The following is a 15,462-nucleotide window of genomic DNA, read 5'->3' as shown; positions in this document are numbered from 1 at the left end:
CGTGTAGGCTTGGCCGCGGCATCCATGCCGCAGACACCCCCGCAACCGGACCCACCCCGCCTTCGACAGTTGGCCGCGAGCTGTTGGAATGGCATGGGGTCGATCTCGTTGCGTAGCAACGGGCTCTGACCCCATGTTGTTTATCGATATCTGACAGATTTCATCCACGCATGGCGTGGATCTACTGTAGATCCACGCCATGCGTGGATACATTTCGCGGGGATCCGACCCCGGCTCTGAACGCTATTACTCCGGCGCCAGCTGGTCCATCCGTATCCGGTTGGCGAACAGCGAGAACGCCAGCATCCCGGCCAGCCCGTTCGCCCGGCTCACCCAATGCGGCAGCCAGCGCGGTGGCTTCAGCACCCCAGCCTCGAACAACGGCGCGAACGCGATCGCATCGGCCAGGCTCATCTTGCCGGCGAACAACCAGCGGCAGACCTGCAGGCGGTCCTCGGCCAGCATGTGCCGGAAGAAGGTATGCACCGACACCAGCCCGCGCAGATACACCGTGTCCTTGGTGAACGCCAGGCCACCATTGGGCGGCACGCCACGGAACACGCGCTGTGCCGAGGCGAAACTCTCCTCCGGGTTCTGCCCGGCATCGCAGAAATAGCGGAACACTTCGATGAAGTCGGCGCCTTCGCGTGCCATCGCGATCGCTTCGGTGCGCAGGCTGATCCGCTTCAGGCGCTCGATGTCGATGCTGCCGGTGATCTGCTCGGCGAACGTGGCCAACCCTTCCTGGGTCGCCGTCACCCGTGGCGAGGACAGTGCCAGGCTGGGCAATACCGACTGGCCGCGACCGTTCAATGCGGTGAGCGAATGCACCAGCGCTTCATGGTGGAACAGCTGCGCGCGGTCGTAAGCGCTGAAACGCGCGCTGGTACGCAGGCGGATGCGGGTCGGACCGGCAGCGGCCTTGGACACCAGCTCCGGATCCAGCTGAACCTGGATGATGCGCGATTCGAAGAACGCATCCAGATCGTTCTGCAGCTGCAGCTGCAGGGCAATGGCCGAGACCGGTACCTGCTCTTCCGGCGCCAGCAGTTCGTGATCGAGTTCGGTAGCGATCTGGATGAAGTGGCGCGCTGCGTCGCGCGTGCTCGGACCATTGCCCGGCAGCGGCTGCTCGGGTGCGCCGAACAGCTGCACCGAACAGGTATCGACTGCCGCAGTGCCCAGCCCCTCCAACAGCTGCGCGGCCAGATCCCAGCTCTGCGCCGACTGCTGCACATAGTGGCCCAGCGGGTGGCTGTCATCGCAGTCGCCGGCGATCGCGGCCAGCGCGCGGCGCTCCTCGCTGAAATCCAGCCTCGGGTAGTCCACCTTCGGCAGCACCGGCTGGCCGCGCGCCACGCTTTCCAGGAACGGTGCCTGCAGCGTGGCCGGCCAGCTGGTCAGGCCCAGCAGGCGGATGCCCCCCACGGCCTCGACCAGGCGCGCATCGAGCGCTGCATGGTGGGCCACGTCACGGTCCAGCGTCGCAGTCGGTTCCATGCGCGGACTATAACGCCCTGCCGTGCCCGGCGCGGTGCGCCGCCGCCCGTGCATCGGCTCGGGCGCTACATGAAATGACTCCACCGCGGACCAACTGTAGAGCCGAGCCCATGCTCGGCTGCCTTGTTACCGCCTACGCAGCTTCCCCGCCGGCCGGAACTGCTGGCCCTTGCCCTTCCTGCCGCCGCGTTCCTGCGCGGTCTCGGCCTGGCGTACGGCCAGCTTCGCTGCGGCCACGGCCACTTCTTCCTTCAGCTTGAAGTAGTTCAGCAGCCGGCTCTCTTCAATCTCGCCCGCGTCGATCGCTGCGCGAACAGCACAGCCCGGTTCCTGCTGGTGCTTGCAGTCGTTGAAGCGGCACTGTGCGGCCAGCGCTTCGATATCGGCGAAGCCGCCTTCGGACAGCGTCTCTTCACCGGTCGGCTTCAGCTCGCGCATGCCGGGGGTGTCGATCAGGCAGGCACCGGTCGGTAGCGGCATCAGCGCGCGGTGCGTGGTGGTGTGGCGCCCGCGCGAATCGTTGGCACGCACCGCGTTGGTCCTCATCCGCTGCTCGCCGAGCAACGTGTTGGTCAACGTGGACTTGCCGGCACCGGAGGAGCCGACCAGCACCACCGTGCGGCCGGGGCCCAGCCACGGTTGCAGCACCGCCACGCTGTCGGCGTCCAGGCCGTTGATCGCATGCAAGGCGATGCCCTGCATCTCCAGTTCTTCCAGCACTGCCAGCGCGTCCTCGCTGTATTCGGTCTGGTCGGCCTTGGTCAGCACCACCACCGGTTCGGCACCGCCACCGCCGACCAGCAGCAGGTAGCGCTCGATGCGGCGCGGATTGAAGTCAGCGTCCAGGCCACAGACGATGAACACCGTATCGATGTTGGCCGCGATCACCTGCTGGTGGTAGTGCTCACCCGCGGCACCACGCTTGATCGCGGTGCGCCGTGGCAGCAGGGCGACGATGCGGATGCCATCGAGCAGCACCCAGTCGCCCACCGCCGGCCGTTCATGGCTGGGGAAGCGCGGGCGCTGCCATTCCGGCAGCGACTCGGCCTTGATCGACGCATCCGGGCCATCGGCCACCACGTAGTGCGTGCGGTGCTGCTCGATCACCCGCGCCGGGCGGGCCTGCGGATGCGTGGCCATCGCGGCCTGCCAGTCGGCCTGCTGCGCCGGGCCCGGCCAGGGCCAGCCAATGGTCTGCAGGGCGATGAAATCGGGGGTCTGGGTCATCGCGGCCATTCTACCTGTGCCGACGCCCTGCCAGCCCAGCAATGGCGGGCCCGGAGCCCTTGCCATGCAGTGCAGCAATTCCGGTAGGATGGAAGCCCCAAGCCTTTTGACGGCCCAGCTCCCATGTCCACCACCTCGCCCAAGCCCCTGGCCATCCGCGAGCGCCTTTCCGAAGTGCGCTACGAAATCCGCGGAGAACTGGCGCGGCGAGCCCGGGAACTGGAGGCGCAGGGCCGCAAGCTGATCAAGCTCAACATCGGCAACCCGGGCAACTTCGGTTTCCGTGCGCCCGAGCACCTGCAGCGCGCGATTGCCGATGACATGGGCCGTACCGACCCTTACACCCACCAGCAGGGCCTGCCGGTCGCACGCGAAGCCATTGCCGCCGCCTATGCGCGCCGCGGTGCGCCCGATGCGCATCCGGACCGGGTGTTCGTCGGCAACGGCGTGAGCGAACTGATCGATCTGTCGCTGCGGGCGCTGTTGAACCCGGGCGATGAAGTGCTGGTGCCCTCGCCGGACTACCCGCTGTGGTCGGCCGCGGCCATCCTCAACGACGGCCGCCCGGTGTACTACCGCTGCGCGCCGGAAAACGGCTTCCAGCCCGACCCGACCGAGATCGAGACGCTGGTGTCCTCGCGCACCCGCGCCATCGTGCTGATCAACCCGAACAACCCCAGCGGCGCCAGCTACCCGCGCGAACTGCTGGAGCGCGTGGTCGAGATCGCGCGCCGCCACAACCTGTTGCTGCTGGTCGACGAGATCTACGACCAGATCCTGTACGACGACGCGGTGTTCCAGCCGGTCGCGCCGCTGGCCGGCGACCATCCGTGCCTGACCTTCAGCGGCCTGAGCAAGGTGCACCGCGCCTGCGGCTGGCGCGTGGGCTGGGCGCACCTCAGTGGCGATGACGCACGCCTGGGCGATTTCCGCGCCGCGCTGGACCTGCTGAGCGCGCTGCGCCTGTGTGCCAACGTGCCGGGCCAGTACGCCATCGACGCGGCAGTGAACGGCCCGGACACCATTTCCGAGCTGTGCGCCCCCGGCGGCCGTCTGTATGAAACCCGGCGCGCGGTGATCGAGGCCTGCGAGGCCAGCGAACACCTGTCGCTGGTTGCCCCGGCCGGCGCGCTGTACGCGTTCCCGGCCGTGGTCGGTGCCGCCGCCAAGGGCTTCGACGACCACACCTTCGCCCTGGACCTGATGAACAACGAAGGCGTGCTGGTCGTACCGGGCTCCAGCTTCAACGTGCCTTACCGCCATCACTTCCGCGTGACCCTGCTGCCGGAAGCCTCGGTCATGCGCGATGTGTTCGCACGCATCGACCGCGTGCTGGCCCGCCGTGCCGAGGACGCCACCAAGGTCGTGCCGCTGAAGCCGCGCCGTTCGGTGGCCTGAGCCGTGGCGTTGTCCTACCTGGCGCTGGGCGACTCGTACACCATCGGAGAAGCGGTTGCCGTCGAAGGCCGCTGGCCGCACCAGCTTGCCGCCGCCCTGCGTGCGCAGGGCATTGAGCTGTCCGATCCGCAGACCATTGCAACCACCGGCTGGACCACCGACGAACTCGATGCCGGCATCGATGCGGCCGCGCCGCAGGGGCCGTTCGATTTCGTCAGCCTGCTGATCGGCGTCAACAACCAGTACCGCGGGCGTCCGCTGGACGAGTACCGCAGCCAGTTCCGGGCCCTGTTGGAGCGGGCGATCGGCTTCGCCGGCGGTGATGCCGGGCGCGTGCTGGTGCTGTCCTTCCCCGACTGGGGTGCAACCCCGTTTGGTATCGGCAGCGGCCGTGACCTGGCCGCGATCGAGATCGAGACCGACGAGTTCAATGCCGCTGCCGAAGTGATCAGCACCCAGCAGGGCGTGGCCTTCGTCGACATCACCGATATCAGCCGTGACCAGGGCGACAACCCGGCGATGATCGCCGACGACGGCCTGCACCCTTCAGCACGGATGTACGCGCTGTGGAGCGCGCGCGCGCTGCCGGTCGCCGCCCACCTGCTCGGCGGAACGGACTGAGGCGATGGACGGCACGCCACGGAACGGCCCGCCCCTGCCCTGCACTCCCCTGGCCGCACCGCAGGCCCGTGCGATCGCCGAGGCATTCCGCCCCGCGCACGCCTGGGCCAGCCGCCGCGACTACTACTACACCCGCAGCAAGCTGGGCAGCGACCCGCTGTATGACGGCGTGCTGCAGCACCTGCCTGGCGACGGGCAACCGGTGCTGGACCTGGGCTGCGGGCTGGGCCTGTTCGCCCACGTGCTGCGCCAGCGCGGTGGCTCCCAGCCCTACCTGGGCGTGGACGTGGATGCCGGCAAGATCGCCCGCGCCCAGCGTGCCGCCACCGGCCTGCCCGCTGTGCGCTTCGACTGCCTGGACGTGCAGGCGCCGCTGCCGGCGCAGGCCGGGCATGTGCTGCTGCTGGATGTGCTGCAGTACCTGGACGCGGGCCCACAGCAGGCACTGCTGCGTGAGGCCAGTGCACGGGTAGCCCGCGGTGGCCGCCTGCTGCTGCGCACGCCGCTCGCTACCGGCGATGGCCGCGACCGCACTACCCGGGTGGCGGACCGGCTGGCCTGGCTGATCGGTTGGATGGGCACCCGCCCCCGTCATTACCCGGATCCGCAGGCGCTGCAGGCAACGCTGGTCGAAGCCGGATTACAGGTGACCCCCCCGCGTCCCCTGCATGGGCGCACGCCGTTCAACAGCTGGTTGCTGGTGGCACGCCGGAACCTGTAGCGCCGGGCCATGCCCGGCGAGCGCAGCGGCACCTGTGGCATCCGCCGGGCATGGCCCGGCGCTACCGCATACGTATCAGCCGGTAGGCAGCCGCGCCTTCAGCCCCCGCTCGTCCAGCGCCTGCAGCACGCGTTCGATGATCGCCAGGTTGTGGCCGTGGGCGGCCCCCTCATGCAGCAGCACGATGGCGCCCGGGCGCAGGTCCGGCAGCAGCCGCGACAGCACGCCCTCCGGCGTGCAGCCGACACCGTCGTAGCCACGGGCGCTCCAGCCCACGCGCACCAGTCCCAGCGCCTTCAACACCGGCGCCACGAACGGATTGGTCATGCCCACCACCGAGCGGTACCAGCGCACCGGGCGACCGCCCACCGCCTGCAGCGCATGCTGGCAGCCCTCGATCTCGGCACGCATCGCTGCCGGGCCCAGCCGCCAGAAGCGCGCCTGTGGATGACTGTGGCTGTGGTTGCCCAGGTCGTGGCCCCGGCGCAGGATCTCCTGCACCAGCTCCGGCTGCGCCAGCGCCCGCTCGCCGACCAGGAAGAACGTGGCACGTGCCTGGTGGCGATCCAGCAGATCGAGCACGGCCCGGGTCTCCGGGCCGGGACCGTCATCGATGGTCAACCAGACGCTGTTGCCGGCCTCCGGTACCCGGCTCAGCACCGGTGCGTAGAAGTGGCAGTTGGGCAGGAACACCGGCACCAGAAAGAGCGCGTGGCTGGTCACCATCAGCGGCAGGCCCCACCGCCAGCCCGCCAGCGACCAGACCAGGATCACGGCCAGCTGCGACGCCACCAGCCAGGGCAGCCAGCGCCAGGGCCGGGTCGGGATGCGATGCAATGTTCCTGCGTTGCTCATCCCCCATGATGCCATGAGGGGTAGAATTGATGATTCGAATTCCCGGAACCCCGACGTCCATGTCCCTCGATCCCGCCCTGCGTTCGCGCATCGAATCCATCCTCAACGCCAACCGCGTCGTGCTGTTCATGAAGGGCCAGCCGTCGATGCCGCAGTGTGGTTTCTCGGCCAAGGCCGTCGGCGCCCTGCAGGACCTGGGCGTCGAGTTCGCCCACGTCAACGTGCTGGCCGACCAGGAAATCCGTGAAGGCATCAAGGCCTATGGCGACTGGCCGACCATTCCGCAGCTGTACATCGACGGCGAACTGGTCGGCGGCAGCGACATCGTGCTGCAGATGGCCGCCAGCGGCGAGCTGAGCAGCGTGCTGGGGCTGCCGGCACCGGACCGTACCCCGCCGAGCATCACCGTCACGCCGGCGGCCGTGGAAATGCTCAAGGGCGCGCTGGCCGATGCCCCGGGCGCGGCCCTGCAGCTGACCATCGACGCCCGCTTCCAGCCCAACTTCCAGCTGGCCCCCCACGACGAAAGCGCCATCGCCGCCGAGTCCAACGGCCTGCGCGTGCAGTTCGACCTGGCCAGCGCGCGTCGCGCCAACGGCATCACCATCGACTGGGTGGACGACATCCGCGGCAAGGGCCTGGCCATCGACAACCCGAATGCGCCCAAGCCGGTGCAGGAAATCAGCGTGCGCGATGCCGACGACCTGGTGCGTGCCGGCAACATCACCCTGGTGGACGTGCGCCCGGCCGACGAGCGCGAGATCGCTGCGGTGGGCGTGCCGTTCAAGACCTTCGACGGCAACGGCCGTGCCGAGCTGGAAGCCCTGCCCAAGGACACCGCACTGGCCTTCATGTGCCACCACGGTGGCCGCAGCGCGCAGGCCGCCGAACAGTTCCGTGCGCTGGGCTTCACCAAGGTGTTCAACGTCACCGGCGGCATCAATGCATGGTCGGAAGACGTCGACAACGGCGTGCCGAAGTACTGATCGGCCGCAGCATGGGGTCAGAGCCCTTGCCGCAGGAAGCGGCTCTGACTCCAGTACAGAAAACGCCGGCATTCGCCGGCGTTTTCTGCATTCACGCCTGGCGTGGATCTACCCGGCGAAACCGCCTTCGGCCAGGTAATCCAGTTCTTCCGGGGTGGGGATGCGGCCCAGCACGGCATTGCGGTGCGGAAAGCGCCCGAAGCGACGGATGATGTCGCGGTGCAGCTCGGCGTACTGCAGGTATTCCTTGTCGCCCAGCACATCGAACATCGCCACCGAACGGTCCTGGTCCAACGGGTCCTCGGAGTGCTCGAACGGCAGGTAGATGAAGGCGCGCAGCTTCGGCACCAGCTGCAGGTCCAGGCCTTCCTCGATGGCGCGCATGGCGTAGTGCCGGGCCAGGCCATCGGTGGCATAGGAATGGGCAGTACCGCGGAAGCAGTTGCGCGGGAACTGGTCCAGCAGCAGCATCAGCGCCAGTGCGCCCTCGGCACTGCCCAGCCAGTGTTCACGCCCACGCGAAGCGGCGGCGAAATGCTCATCCAGAAACAACTGGCGGAACTGCGCGTCGAACGCGTCGTCGCGGGCGAACCACTTCGCAGGGCCCGCCTCCTTCCAGAATTCCACCACTTGCGCGGCAACGTCCATTACCTACTCCCAGGCCCGGACGCCCCGCGTCCGGCCTTCATCATCATTCGTCGAAGCGCAGGTGGCGGACCGACTTGCCGTTGCGCCGGATAAGCTTAAGCGCCTCGATACCGATCTGGATATGGTTTTCCACGAACTGGGAGCTGACCTTGGCATCGGAGGCCTCGGTCTTGACCCCGTCCGGGATCATCGGCTGGTCCGACACCAGCAGCAGCGCGCCACTGGGGATGTGGTTGGCAAAGCCGGCGGCGAATACCGTGGCCGTTTCCATGTCGATGGCCATGCAGCGCATCGCCCGCAGCCGCTCCTTGAAGCCCTCGTCGTGTTCCCACACCCGGCGGTTGGTGGTGTAGACAGTGCCCGTCCAGTAGTCGTGGCCGCGGTCGCGGATCATGGTGGACACCGCACGCTGCAGCGCGAACGCCGGCAACGCCGGGACTTCCGGCGGCAGGTAATCGCCCGAGGTACCCTCGCCACGGATCGCTGCGATCGGCAGCACCAGGTCACCCAGCTGGTTCTTGCGCTTGAGGCCACCGCACTTGCCCAGGAACAGTACCGCCTTGGGCATCACTGCCGACAGCAGGTCCATGATGATCGCGGCATTGGGGCTGCCCATGCCGAAGTTGATCATGGTGATGCCATCGATGGTGGCACTGGCCATCGGCCGGTCCAGGCCGATGACGGGCGCACCGGTCAGCTCGGAAAAGGTGTGCAGGTAGCCGCCGAAGTTGGTCAGCAGGATGTGCTGGCCGAACTGGTCCAGCGGCACGCCGGTGTAGCGCGGCAGCCAGTTGTCGACGATTTCCTGCTTGCTCTTCATGGGCGGTGGTCCGGTGCACGACGTGGGAACCGGCTATTTTCAGCCAGCCGGGCGGCCCCGTCGAGGCACTGCCGATGCACCTGTGAAGAAGGTCACTTGGCAAGCCCACCACCGCCCGGCTAGCGTCGGCGACTGGATCACGTTGCGAGGGGAACTGCATGGCATCGTCGTTGTTGCGCGCCGGAGTGGCACTGGCACTGCTTTCATTGAGCACCGCGCCTGCGGTGGGGGCGTCGCGCTTTGTCACCGATCCCTACCCCAGCACCTACCAGGCCCATCCCGATGCGCCGGTACTGATCCAGAACGCCACCGTGCTGACCGGCACCGGCCAGCGCCTGGACAACGCCGACGTGCTGCTGCGCGACGGCCGCATCGTTGCCGTCGGCCGCCAGCTGCAGGCCGATGCCGCTGTCACCCGCATTGATGCACAGGGCAAGTGGGTCACTCCGGGCCTGATCGACGTGCATTCGCACCTGGGCGTGTATCCCAGCCCGGGTGTCGGTGCGCACAGCGACGGCAACGAGATGACCGCACCGGTCACCGCCAACGTCTGGGCCGAGCACTCGGTGTGGCCGCAGGACCCGGGTTTCGCCACCGCACTGGCCGGCGGCGTGACCAGCATGCAGGTGCTGCCGGGCTCGGCCAACCTGGTCGGTGGTCGTGGTGTGACCCTGAAGAACGTCCCCGCCATCACCTACCAGGCGATGAAGTTTCCCGGCGCACCGTGGGGACTGAAGATGGCCTGCGGCGAGAACCCGAAGCGGGTGTACGGCGGAGGCAAGGGCGTCGCTCCGGCCACGCGGATGGGCAACGTTGCCGGTTACCGCGCCGCCTTCATCGATGCCGCCGACTACATCGCCAAGAACAAACCGAAGCCGGCCAAGCGCAGGAGCTGGTTCGGCAGCGACAAGGGCGACAGCGCCGGTGATGCTGGCGGCAAGCGCGATCTCAAGCTGGACACGCTGGCCGGTGCGATCGAGGGCGACATCCGCGTGCATATCCATTGCTACCGCGCCGACGAGATGGCCACCATGCTCGACCTGGCCAAGGAATTCGGCTTCAAGGTGGCCGCCTTCCACCACGGCGTGGAGGCCTACAAGCTGGCCGACCGGCTGGCCGCCGACGGCGTCTGCGGCGCGCTGTGGGCCGACTGGTGGGGCTTCAAGATGGAAGCCTTCGACGGCATTCCGGAGAACATCGCACTGGTCGATCGGCCGAAGAACAGCTGCGCCATCGTCCATTCCGATTCACCCGAAGGCATCCAGCGCCTGAACCAGGAAGCGGCCAAGGTGATCGCCGCCGCGCGCCGCGCCCACATGCCGGAGATCACCCCCGAGCACGCCATCACCTGGATGACTGCCAACGCCGCCAGGGCGCTGGGGATTGAAGGCCAGACCGGCACTCTGGAGGCGGGCAAGATGGCCGATGTGGTGGTCTGGAACGGCAACCCCTTCAGTTCCTACGCGCTGGCCGAGCAGGTCTTCATCGACGGCCGCCGCCTGTACGACCGCAGCGCACCTGCGGCCACGCCACGTTCCGACTTCCAGCTTGGCCAGGAGGTGCACTGATGGGCGCGTTGAACAAGCGTCGCCGGGCATGGCTCGGCGCTACGGTCATGGTGCTGGCCTGCCTCTCCGCATCCGCGCAGGCGCAGGACCTGCTGGTGCGCAACGCGACCGTGCATACGGCCAGCACGCGCGGCAGCCTGCAGCACGCCGATGTGCTGGTGCAGGGCGGGATCATCCGCGCAGTCGGCAGCGGGCTGTCCGCCCCGGCCGGGGCCAGCGTGGTCGAGGCCGATGGCCGCCCGCTGACACCGGCGCTGTTCGGGGGCATCACCGAGATCGGCATCGAAGAGGTCTCCGGTGAAGCGAGCACGGTCGACAGCACGTTGAAGATCGGCGAACAACCGTTGCGCCCCGAGTTCGATGTCACCCTGGCGTACAACCCGGCCTCGGTGCTGATCCCGGTGGCACGCCTGGACGGCATCGGCTTCACCGCCCTGGGGGCGGCCACCGGCGGCGGCTTCGTTGCAGGCCAGGGTGGCGTGATGCGGCTGGACGGCAGCGCCGATCCCCTCGGGCCGCGCGCGCTGTTCCTGCGCCTGGGGTCGGCCGCAGTGGAGCTGACCGGGCAGTCGCGTGCAGCGCAATGGATGCTGCTGCAGCAGATGGTGGACGAGGCGCGTGGCCAGGTTGCCGCGGACTCACCGCACGCGCTGCTGACGCCGGTCGGGCGCCGCACGCTGGGCCGCTATCTGGCCGGGCACGGCCGCATCGTGGTGGAGGTGGACCGCGCGGCGGACATTCGCCAGCTGCTGCGCTGGGCCGCCCGCGAAAAGGTGAAGATCGCCATCGCCGGTGGCAGCGAAGCCTGGCAGCTGGCGCCGGAGCTGGCCGCCGCACAGGTACCGGTGTTCGTCGATGTGTTGTCCAACCTGCCGGCCAGCTTCGACCAGATCGGTGCCACGCTGGAAAATGCGGCACGCCTGCAGCGTTCCGGCGTGGCGGTCTCGTTCGTGCAGCGAGGCGACGCCTCGCACAACGCCCGCAAGATGCGCCAGCTGGCCGGCAATGCCGTGGCCAACGGTTTGCCCTGGGCCGACGGCCTGGCCGGCCTGACCCGGGTGCCGGCGCAGGCGTTCGGCGTGGCCGACCAAATCGGCAGCATCGAGCCCGGCAAGCGCGCCGACCTGGTGCTGTGGGAAGGCGACCCGCTGGACGTGGCGCACTATGCCGAACAGGTCTGGCTGGGCGGCCGTGCGATGCCGATGCGCTCGCGCCAGACCGACCTGCGTGATCGCTACCTGCAGCGCAATGCGCAGCCCTGACCTCCAGTTATTCAAGGAAACCTGCATGGCCACCCTGCGCTGGTACTTCGACTTCGTCTCGCCCTATTCCTACCTGCATTGGCAGAAGCTGAAGCAGCTACCCCAGTTCGCACAGATCCAGACCGTGCCGATCGCCTTCGGTGCCGTGCTGCATCACCTGGGCAACCTCGGGCCGGCCGAGATTCCGGCCAAGCGCCGCTTCATGTACCGCCAGCTGCTGTGGACTGCGCAGGCCGAAGGAACACCGCTGCGGTTCCCGCCGGGCCACCCGTTCAACCCGTTGTCTGCCCTGCGGCTGTGCCTGGCCGCGGGTGGCAGCGTGCAGGCGGTGGACGTGCTGTTCGACTGGATCTGGCGCGACGGCAATGCCGCCGATAGCGCCGAGGCCCTGCGCGAGCCGGCTGCGCGGCTGGGGATCGAGGATGTCGCCAGCGCCATCGCGGCCCCCGCGGCCAAGGAGCAGCTGCGGAGGAACACCGAGGCCGCCATTGCTGCCGGCGTGTTCGGCGTACCAACCCTGGCCATCGATGACGAACTGTTCTGGGGCAACGACGCCCATCCGTTGATGGCCGCCGTGCTGGCCGATCCCGCCCTGCTGCAGCAGCCCGAGTGGCAGCGCCTGGCCGAACTTCCGGTGGCCGTGCAGCGCAGTCGCTGAACAGGGCCTGGCGCATTTCCCTCGCGCGCCACGCCAGAATTTGAGATAGATTTCACGTTTCCGAACCTACAACCGCCCTGGAGGGGGAGCCGCGGATGCGCATCGGAATCGTCGTCGACTCGGCCTGCGACCTGCCGCAGGACTTCATTGCCGAGCACAACATCGTGCTGCTGCCGATCACCGTCCGCATCGGCGAAGCCGTGCTGGCCGATCACCGCGATGAGCAGGCCACGCTGAGCTTCCTGCACGCGCACGTGGCCGAACACGGCGCCGAGGCGGAAACCATTCCCTTCAGCGTCAACCAGATCCGCGACCTGTTCCTGCAGCAGCTGGTCATCGATTACGACCACGTGTTCTGCATGACCATCACCAAGACCCGCAGCCCAATCCACGACAATGCGCTGCAGGCCAGCTTCGCCATCCTCAACGATTACAAGCCGGTTCGGCAGGCAGCGGGCTACAACTCGCCGTTCGCGCTGCGCGTGCTCGATACCCAGAACCTGTTCGCTGCGCAGGCGGTGACTGCGGTGGAGGCGGTTCGCCTGCGTGACAGTGGCGCCAGCGTGCAGCAGATCCGCGAGCGGCTGGAAGAACTGGCCGGCAACGTGCACGGCTACATGGTCACCCGTGATCTGTACTACATGCGTGCGCGCGCCCGGCACAAGGGCGACCGCAGCGTCGGCCTGCTCAGTGCGGCGCTGGGCAGCGCACTGGACATCAAGCCGGTGCTGCACGGCTACCGCGGCGAAACCGGGCCGGTCGCCAAGATCAAGGGCTTCGACAGCGCCGTGCAGAAGCTGTTCGCGGTGGTCGGCCAGCGCGTGCGTGCCGGGCTGATGACGCCGACGGTGTGCGTCAGCTACGGCGGAGAACTGGACGAGCTGCGTGCCCTGCCCGGCTACGCACAGCTGAAAGAGGTCTGCGCCGGCCATGGCGTGACCGTGTACGAATCGGTGATGAGCCTGACCGGCATGGTCAACGTCGGCAAGGGCGCGGTCACCGTAGGCTTCGCCGATGGGCCGCATCGGTTCGAATGAGCGCTGGCCACGGCCGGAATCTGCACATCGATTCCACTGCGGTTGTGCCAGTCTTGCCGCACTTCAAGGAGAACGCCATGCCTGCGCAGTACCACATCAGCCTACCCGACCCGTCCAAGGCCCGTGGCAATGACCCTGACCTGTCCTTCCACTCGCAGGGCGCCGCAGGTTTCGCCGAAGAGCTGCAGGATGCCCTGCGCAGCGGCACGCTGTTCGAGCGCTGGAAGGCCAAGCAGCCCGACCCGGACGCGGTGGAACCGCAGTGGGGCGTGACCGATCCGGACGCCACCGTGACCGGCGAGCAGAAGGACCTGCGCATCAACCTGGTCGCCACCACCCGTATCGACAGTGACGTGTTCAAGCAGCGCCTGCGCCTGCTGGCCGGCCACCGCTGGGAACTGCGCGACGTGCGTTGAGGCCACGCCGTGGTAGTGCCGGCCGCTGGCCGGCAACCGAGGAGATGCCGGCCACCGGCCGGCACTACCCAGTGCGATGTCCCTGGACGGGCGGCACGCCATGGGCTGGTCCGCTCAGCAGTCCATCGTTCCGTGCGCGTTGCCCTCGTCATCCAGCACGTGTGCGTGCAGGACCACCTGGTTGCGGCCAGCCCGCTTGGCGGCATACAGGCCGGCATCGGCGTCTGCCAGCAACTGATCGGCACTGGCCAGCGCCGGCGGATGCAGGTAACCCACGCCGACGCTGATGCTGACCGGGCCTTCCGGCAATGGCAGCGCTTCGACCGCTTCGCGCAGCCGTTCGGCCAGCGCCAGCACCCCCGACAACGGGCTTCCAGGCACGATGACGGCGAATTCTTCACCGCCATAACGCGCAACGCTGTCACCACCGCGACCGGCTATGGCCTTCAGCACCCCGGCCACCGCCTGCAGGCAACGATCACCGGCCGGATGGCCGTGCTGGTCGTTGAAGGCCTTGAAGTGGTCGATATCCACCAGCAGCAGGCCCAGCTCGGTGCCGCTGCGCCGCGCGCGATTCCATTCGGAGGTCAGCCGCGCGTCGAACTCGCGGCGATTGGCCACGCCGGTGAGGCCATCCTGCCGCGCCAGTTGATCCAGTGCTGCCTGGCGTTCCAGAAGATCGGTCTGCAGCAGGACGCTGCGCAGGCCGAAGCCGAGCGTGGCCACCACGAAACCCGCCACTGCCAGCGGTCGGGCATGGTCGACCACCAGAGTACCCACCACCAGCAGCAGCAAGGGCAGGATCATCGGCCCGGCAGACTGCACCGTGCGCGACAGCCGCGGATGCGGCACTGCGCCCGTGACGGGCGCCCGGTCCAACGCCAGCACCGCCGCCAGCAGGAACGGCAGGTCGATCAACAGATCATTGAAGGCTCCGAATGCGTCTTCCGAGGTGTAATGGTTGATGTAGTAAGCCACCAGCAGATAAGCCAGTGCGTACAGCGCCAGCACCCGGAAGAAACCGCGCCGCTCGGGGACGTCACCGGCCAGCCAGCGCACCACCGCAAAGCCAGCGATGCACAGGTTCTGGATGTCGAACATACGCTGCATGTTCGACATCGCATGGGCATCGACATCGATGCGGGCGGCAAACGATTCGGTATGCACGAAGAACAGCACGCCCAGCAGCGCGGCCATTGCCGCATCGATCAGGCTGATGCCCGACCGCTCGCGGCGTGCGCGCGCCAGGATGAACACCAGTGGCACGCCGTACAGTACGTACAACAGCAGGCTGGCGTGGGGAGTGAAATCGGCCCGCCCGGCGCCCAGCGCGTCGATCATGTTGAACGCCATGCCGCCGGCCCACAGCAGCAGCGCCAATGCCATGGCCCGCCACCCCAGTGCAGCGCGGTCGCGGCGGGCCCGCCACAGGCAGGCCACCGCAGCCAGCAACGGGGCGCCGGTCAGAAAGACGAAGGAGCCCGCCCCGGCGGGACCGGGCCACAGGGCCAGCACCAGCCCATGGCACAGCTCATACAGCAGCGCCAGCACTACCGGCATGCATCCCCCCGATCCGCAAGGCCGTCTGAGCGCACGATAGCGCGCCGGCACGCCACAGCGGCGTGATCCACTGCGGCAAAACGACACTCCGCGTGCATCAACATGGTAGTGGCGGGCCCGGGGCGGGCCACCCGGGGGGTGCCGGGGGGGGGGGGGGGGGGGGGGGGGGGGGGGGGGGGGGGGGG

The 15,462-nt window shown here is 68.2% G+C and carries 15 protein-coding genes; 9 read left to right on the top strand and 6 right to left on the bottom strand.

Annotation, left to right across the window (positions count from 1 at the left end; translation table 11 throughout):
- Positions 1-246: 246 nt before the first annotated feature.
- On the bottom strand, positions 247-1,500 hold the full coding sequence (locus O0J15_RS11625) for a flavohemoglobin expression-modulating QEGLA motif protein (protein ID WP_134731690.1): 1,254 nt from the start codon (positions 1,498-1,500) through the stop codon (positions 247-249).
- Positions 1,501-1,626: 126 nt separating this feature from the next.
- Positions 1,627-2,736 (bottom strand): ribosome small subunit-dependent GTPase A, encoded by a 1,110-nt coding sequence (gene rsgA, locus O0J15_RS11620; protein WP_134731694.1) that lies wholly within the window; start codon positions 2,734-2,736, stop codon positions 1,627-1,629.
- A 114-nt stretch (positions 2,737-2,850) separates the two neighbouring features.
- Here rsgA and O0J15_RS11615 point away from each other — a divergent pair, with 114 nt between their 5' ends.
- Genes O0J15_RS11615 through O0J15_RS11605 form a run of 3 tightly spaced genes read left to right on the top strand, consistent with a single transcriptional unit; the run spans position 2,851 to position 5,467 of the window.
- Positions 2,851-4,125 carry a pyridoxal phosphate-dependent aminotransferase gene (locus O0J15_RS11615; protein WP_058983579.1) on the top strand — a complete coding sequence of 425 codons (1,275 nt, stop codon included), beginning with the start codon at positions 2,851-2,853 and terminating at the stop codon, positions 4,123-4,125.
- 3 nt (positions 4,126-4,128) lie between these two features.
- The gene (locus O0J15_RS11610; RefSeq protein WP_019662073.1) at positions 4,129-4,746 is read left to right on the top strand and encodes an SGNH/GDSL hydrolase family protein; all 618 of its coding nucleotides are present in this window, start codon (positions 4,129-4,131) and stop codon (positions 4,744-4,746) included.
- Between the two features lie 4 nt (positions 4,747-4,750).
- Positions 4,751-5,467 (top strand): class I SAM-dependent methyltransferase, encoded by a 717-nt coding sequence (locus O0J15_RS11605; protein ID WP_111098055.1) that lies wholly within the window; start codon positions 4,751-4,753, stop codon positions 5,465-5,467.
- Between the two features lie 75 nt (positions 5,468-5,542).
- Here O0J15_RS11605 and O0J15_RS11600 read toward each other — a convergent pair whose 3' ends face one another.
- The gene (locus O0J15_RS11600; protein ID WP_111098054.1) at positions 5,543-6,322 is read right to left on the bottom strand and encodes a polysaccharide deacetylase family protein; all 780 of its coding nucleotides are present in this window, start codon (positions 6,320-6,322) and stop codon (positions 5,543-5,545) included.
- Positions 6,323-6,381: 59 nt separating this feature from the next.
- On the opposite strand from O0J15_RS11600, the gene grxD reads away from it, so the two are divergent.
- Positions 6,382-7,308, top strand: coding sequence for a Grx4 family monothiol glutaredoxin (gene grxD / locus O0J15_RS11595; RefSeq protein ID WP_026347276.1), 927 nt, complete (start codon positions 6,382-6,384; stop codon positions 7,306-7,308).
- Between the two features lie 108 nt (positions 7,309-7,416).
- Here grxD and O0J15_RS11590 read toward each other — a convergent pair whose 3' ends face one another.
- Positions 7,417-7,956 carry a DUF924 family protein gene (locus O0J15_RS11590; protein ID WP_006384394.1) on the bottom strand — a complete coding sequence of 180 codons (540 nt, stop codon included), beginning with the start codon at positions 7,954-7,956 and terminating at the stop codon, positions 7,417-7,419.
- Between the two features lie 43 nt (positions 7,957-7,999).
- Positions 8,000-8,776 carry an AMP nucleosidase gene (locus O0J15_RS11585; RefSeq protein WP_058983588.1) on the bottom strand — a complete coding sequence of 259 codons (777 nt, stop codon included), beginning with the start codon at positions 8,774-8,776 and terminating at the stop codon, positions 8,000-8,002.
- A 158-nt stretch (positions 8,777-8,934) separates the two neighbouring features.
- Between O0J15_RS11585 and O0J15_RS11580 the strand changes: the two genes are divergently transcribed.
- The 5 genes from O0J15_RS11580 (at position 8,935) to O0J15_RS11560 (ending at position 13,717) form a co-directional block, all read left to right on the top strand.
- Positions 8,935-10,344 carry an amidohydrolase gene (locus tag O0J15_RS11580; RefSeq protein ID WP_308305687.1) on the top strand — a complete coding sequence of 470 codons (1,410 nt, stop codon included), beginning with the start codon at positions 8,935-8,937 and terminating at the stop codon, positions 10,342-10,344.
- A complete protein-coding gene (locus O0J15_RS11575; protein ID WP_308305686.1) occupies positions 10,344-11,606 on the top strand; it encodes an amidohydrolase family protein in 1,263 nt (420 codons plus the stop codon). The genes O0J15_RS11580 and O0J15_RS11575 overlap by 1 nt, the downstream gene beginning before the upstream one ends.
- Positions 11,607-11,631: 25 nt before the next feature.
- Positions 11,632-12,264, top strand: coding sequence for a 2-hydroxychromene-2-carboxylate isomerase (locus tag O0J15_RS11570; protein WP_019662080.1), 633 nt, complete (start codon positions 11,632-11,634; stop codon positions 12,262-12,264).
- 95 nt (positions 12,265-12,359) lie between these two features.
- Entirely contained in the window at positions 12,360-13,301 is a 942-nt protein-coding gene (locus O0J15_RS11565) for a DegV family protein (RefSeq protein WP_019662081.1), read from the top strand.
- Positions 13,302-13,378: 77 nt separating this feature from the next.
- Entirely contained in the window at positions 13,379-13,717 is a 339-nt protein-coding gene (locus O0J15_RS11560) for a hypothetical protein (RefSeq protein WP_308305685.1), read from the top strand.
- A 114-nt stretch (positions 13,718-13,831) separates the two neighbouring features.
- Here O0J15_RS11560 and O0J15_RS11555 read toward each other — a convergent pair whose 3' ends face one another.
- Complete coding sequence (locus O0J15_RS11555; protein WP_308305684.1) at positions 13,832-15,277, bottom strand: GGDEF domain-containing protein; 1,446 nt, start codon at positions 15,275-15,277, stop codon at positions 13,832-13,834.
- Between the last annotated feature and the right edge of the window lie 185 nt (positions 15,278-15,462).

It is taken from the genome of Stenotrophomonas sp. Sm10, from assembly GCF_030985515.1.
Lineage (GTDB): Bacteria > Pseudomonadota > Gammaproteobacteria > Xanthomonadales > Xanthomonadaceae > Stenotrophomonas > Stenotrophomonas hibiscicola.
Note: the sequence above shows the minus strand (reverse complement) of the source record. Positions and strands in the feature narration are given on the sequence as shown.

Excerpts from the sequence above, each read along its gene's own strand:
- O0J15_RS11580 (WP_308305687.1), top strand. The coding sequence starts at position 8,935 with ATGGCATCGTCGTTGTTGCGCGCCGGAGTGGCACTGGCACTGCTTTCA.
- O0J15_RS11600 (WP_111098054.1), bottom strand. The coding sequence starts at position 6,322 with ATGAGCAACGCAGGAACATTGCATCGCATCCCGACCCGGCCCTGGCGC.
- O0J15_RS11585 (WP_058983588.1), bottom strand. The coding sequence starts at position 8,776 with ATGAAGAGCAAGCAGGAAATCGTCGACAACTGGCTGCCGCGCTACACC.
- rsgA (WP_134731694.1), bottom strand. The coding sequence starts at position 2,736 with ATGGCCGCGATGACCCAGACCCCCGATTTCATCGCCCTGCAGACCATT.
- grxD (WP_026347276.1), top strand. The coding sequence starts at position 6,382 with ATGTCCCTCGATCCCGCCCTGCGTTCGCGCATCGAATCCATCCTCAAC.
- O0J15_RS11605 (WP_111098055.1), top strand. The coding sequence starts at position 4,751 with ATGGACGGCACGCCACGGAACGGCCCGCCCCTGCCCTGCACTCCCCTG.
- O0J15_RS11560 (WP_308305685.1), top strand. The coding sequence starts at position 13,379 with ATGCCTGCGCAGTACCACATCAGCCTACCCGACCCGTCCAAGGCCCGT.
- O0J15_RS11590 (WP_006384394.1), bottom strand. The coding sequence starts at position 7,956 with ATGGACGTTGCCGCGCAAGTGGTGGAATTCTGGAAGGAGGCGGGCCCT.
- O0J15_RS11615 (WP_058983579.1), top strand. The coding sequence starts at position 2,851 with ATGTCCACCACCTCGCCCAAGCCCCTGGCCATCCGCGAGCGCCTTTCC.
- O0J15_RS11625 (WP_134731690.1), bottom strand. The coding sequence starts at position 1,500 with ATGGAACCGACTGCGACGCTGGACCGTGACGTGGCCCACCATGCAGCG.
- O0J15_RS11555 (WP_308305684.1), bottom strand. The coding sequence starts at position 15,277 with ATGCCGGTAGTGCTGGCGCTGCTGTATGAGCTGTGCCATGGGCTGGTG.
- O0J15_RS11575 (WP_308305686.1), top strand. The coding sequence starts at position 10,344 with ATGGGCGCGTTGAACAAGCGTCGCCGGGCATGGCTCGGCGCTACGGTC.
- O0J15_RS11570 (WP_019662080.1), top strand. The coding sequence starts at position 11,632 with ATGGCCACCCTGCGCTGGTACTTCGACTTCGTCTCGCCCTATTCCTAC.
- O0J15_RS11565 (WP_019662081.1), top strand. The coding sequence starts at position 12,360 with ATGCGCATCGGAATCGTCGTCGACTCGGCCTGCGACCTGCCGCAGGAC.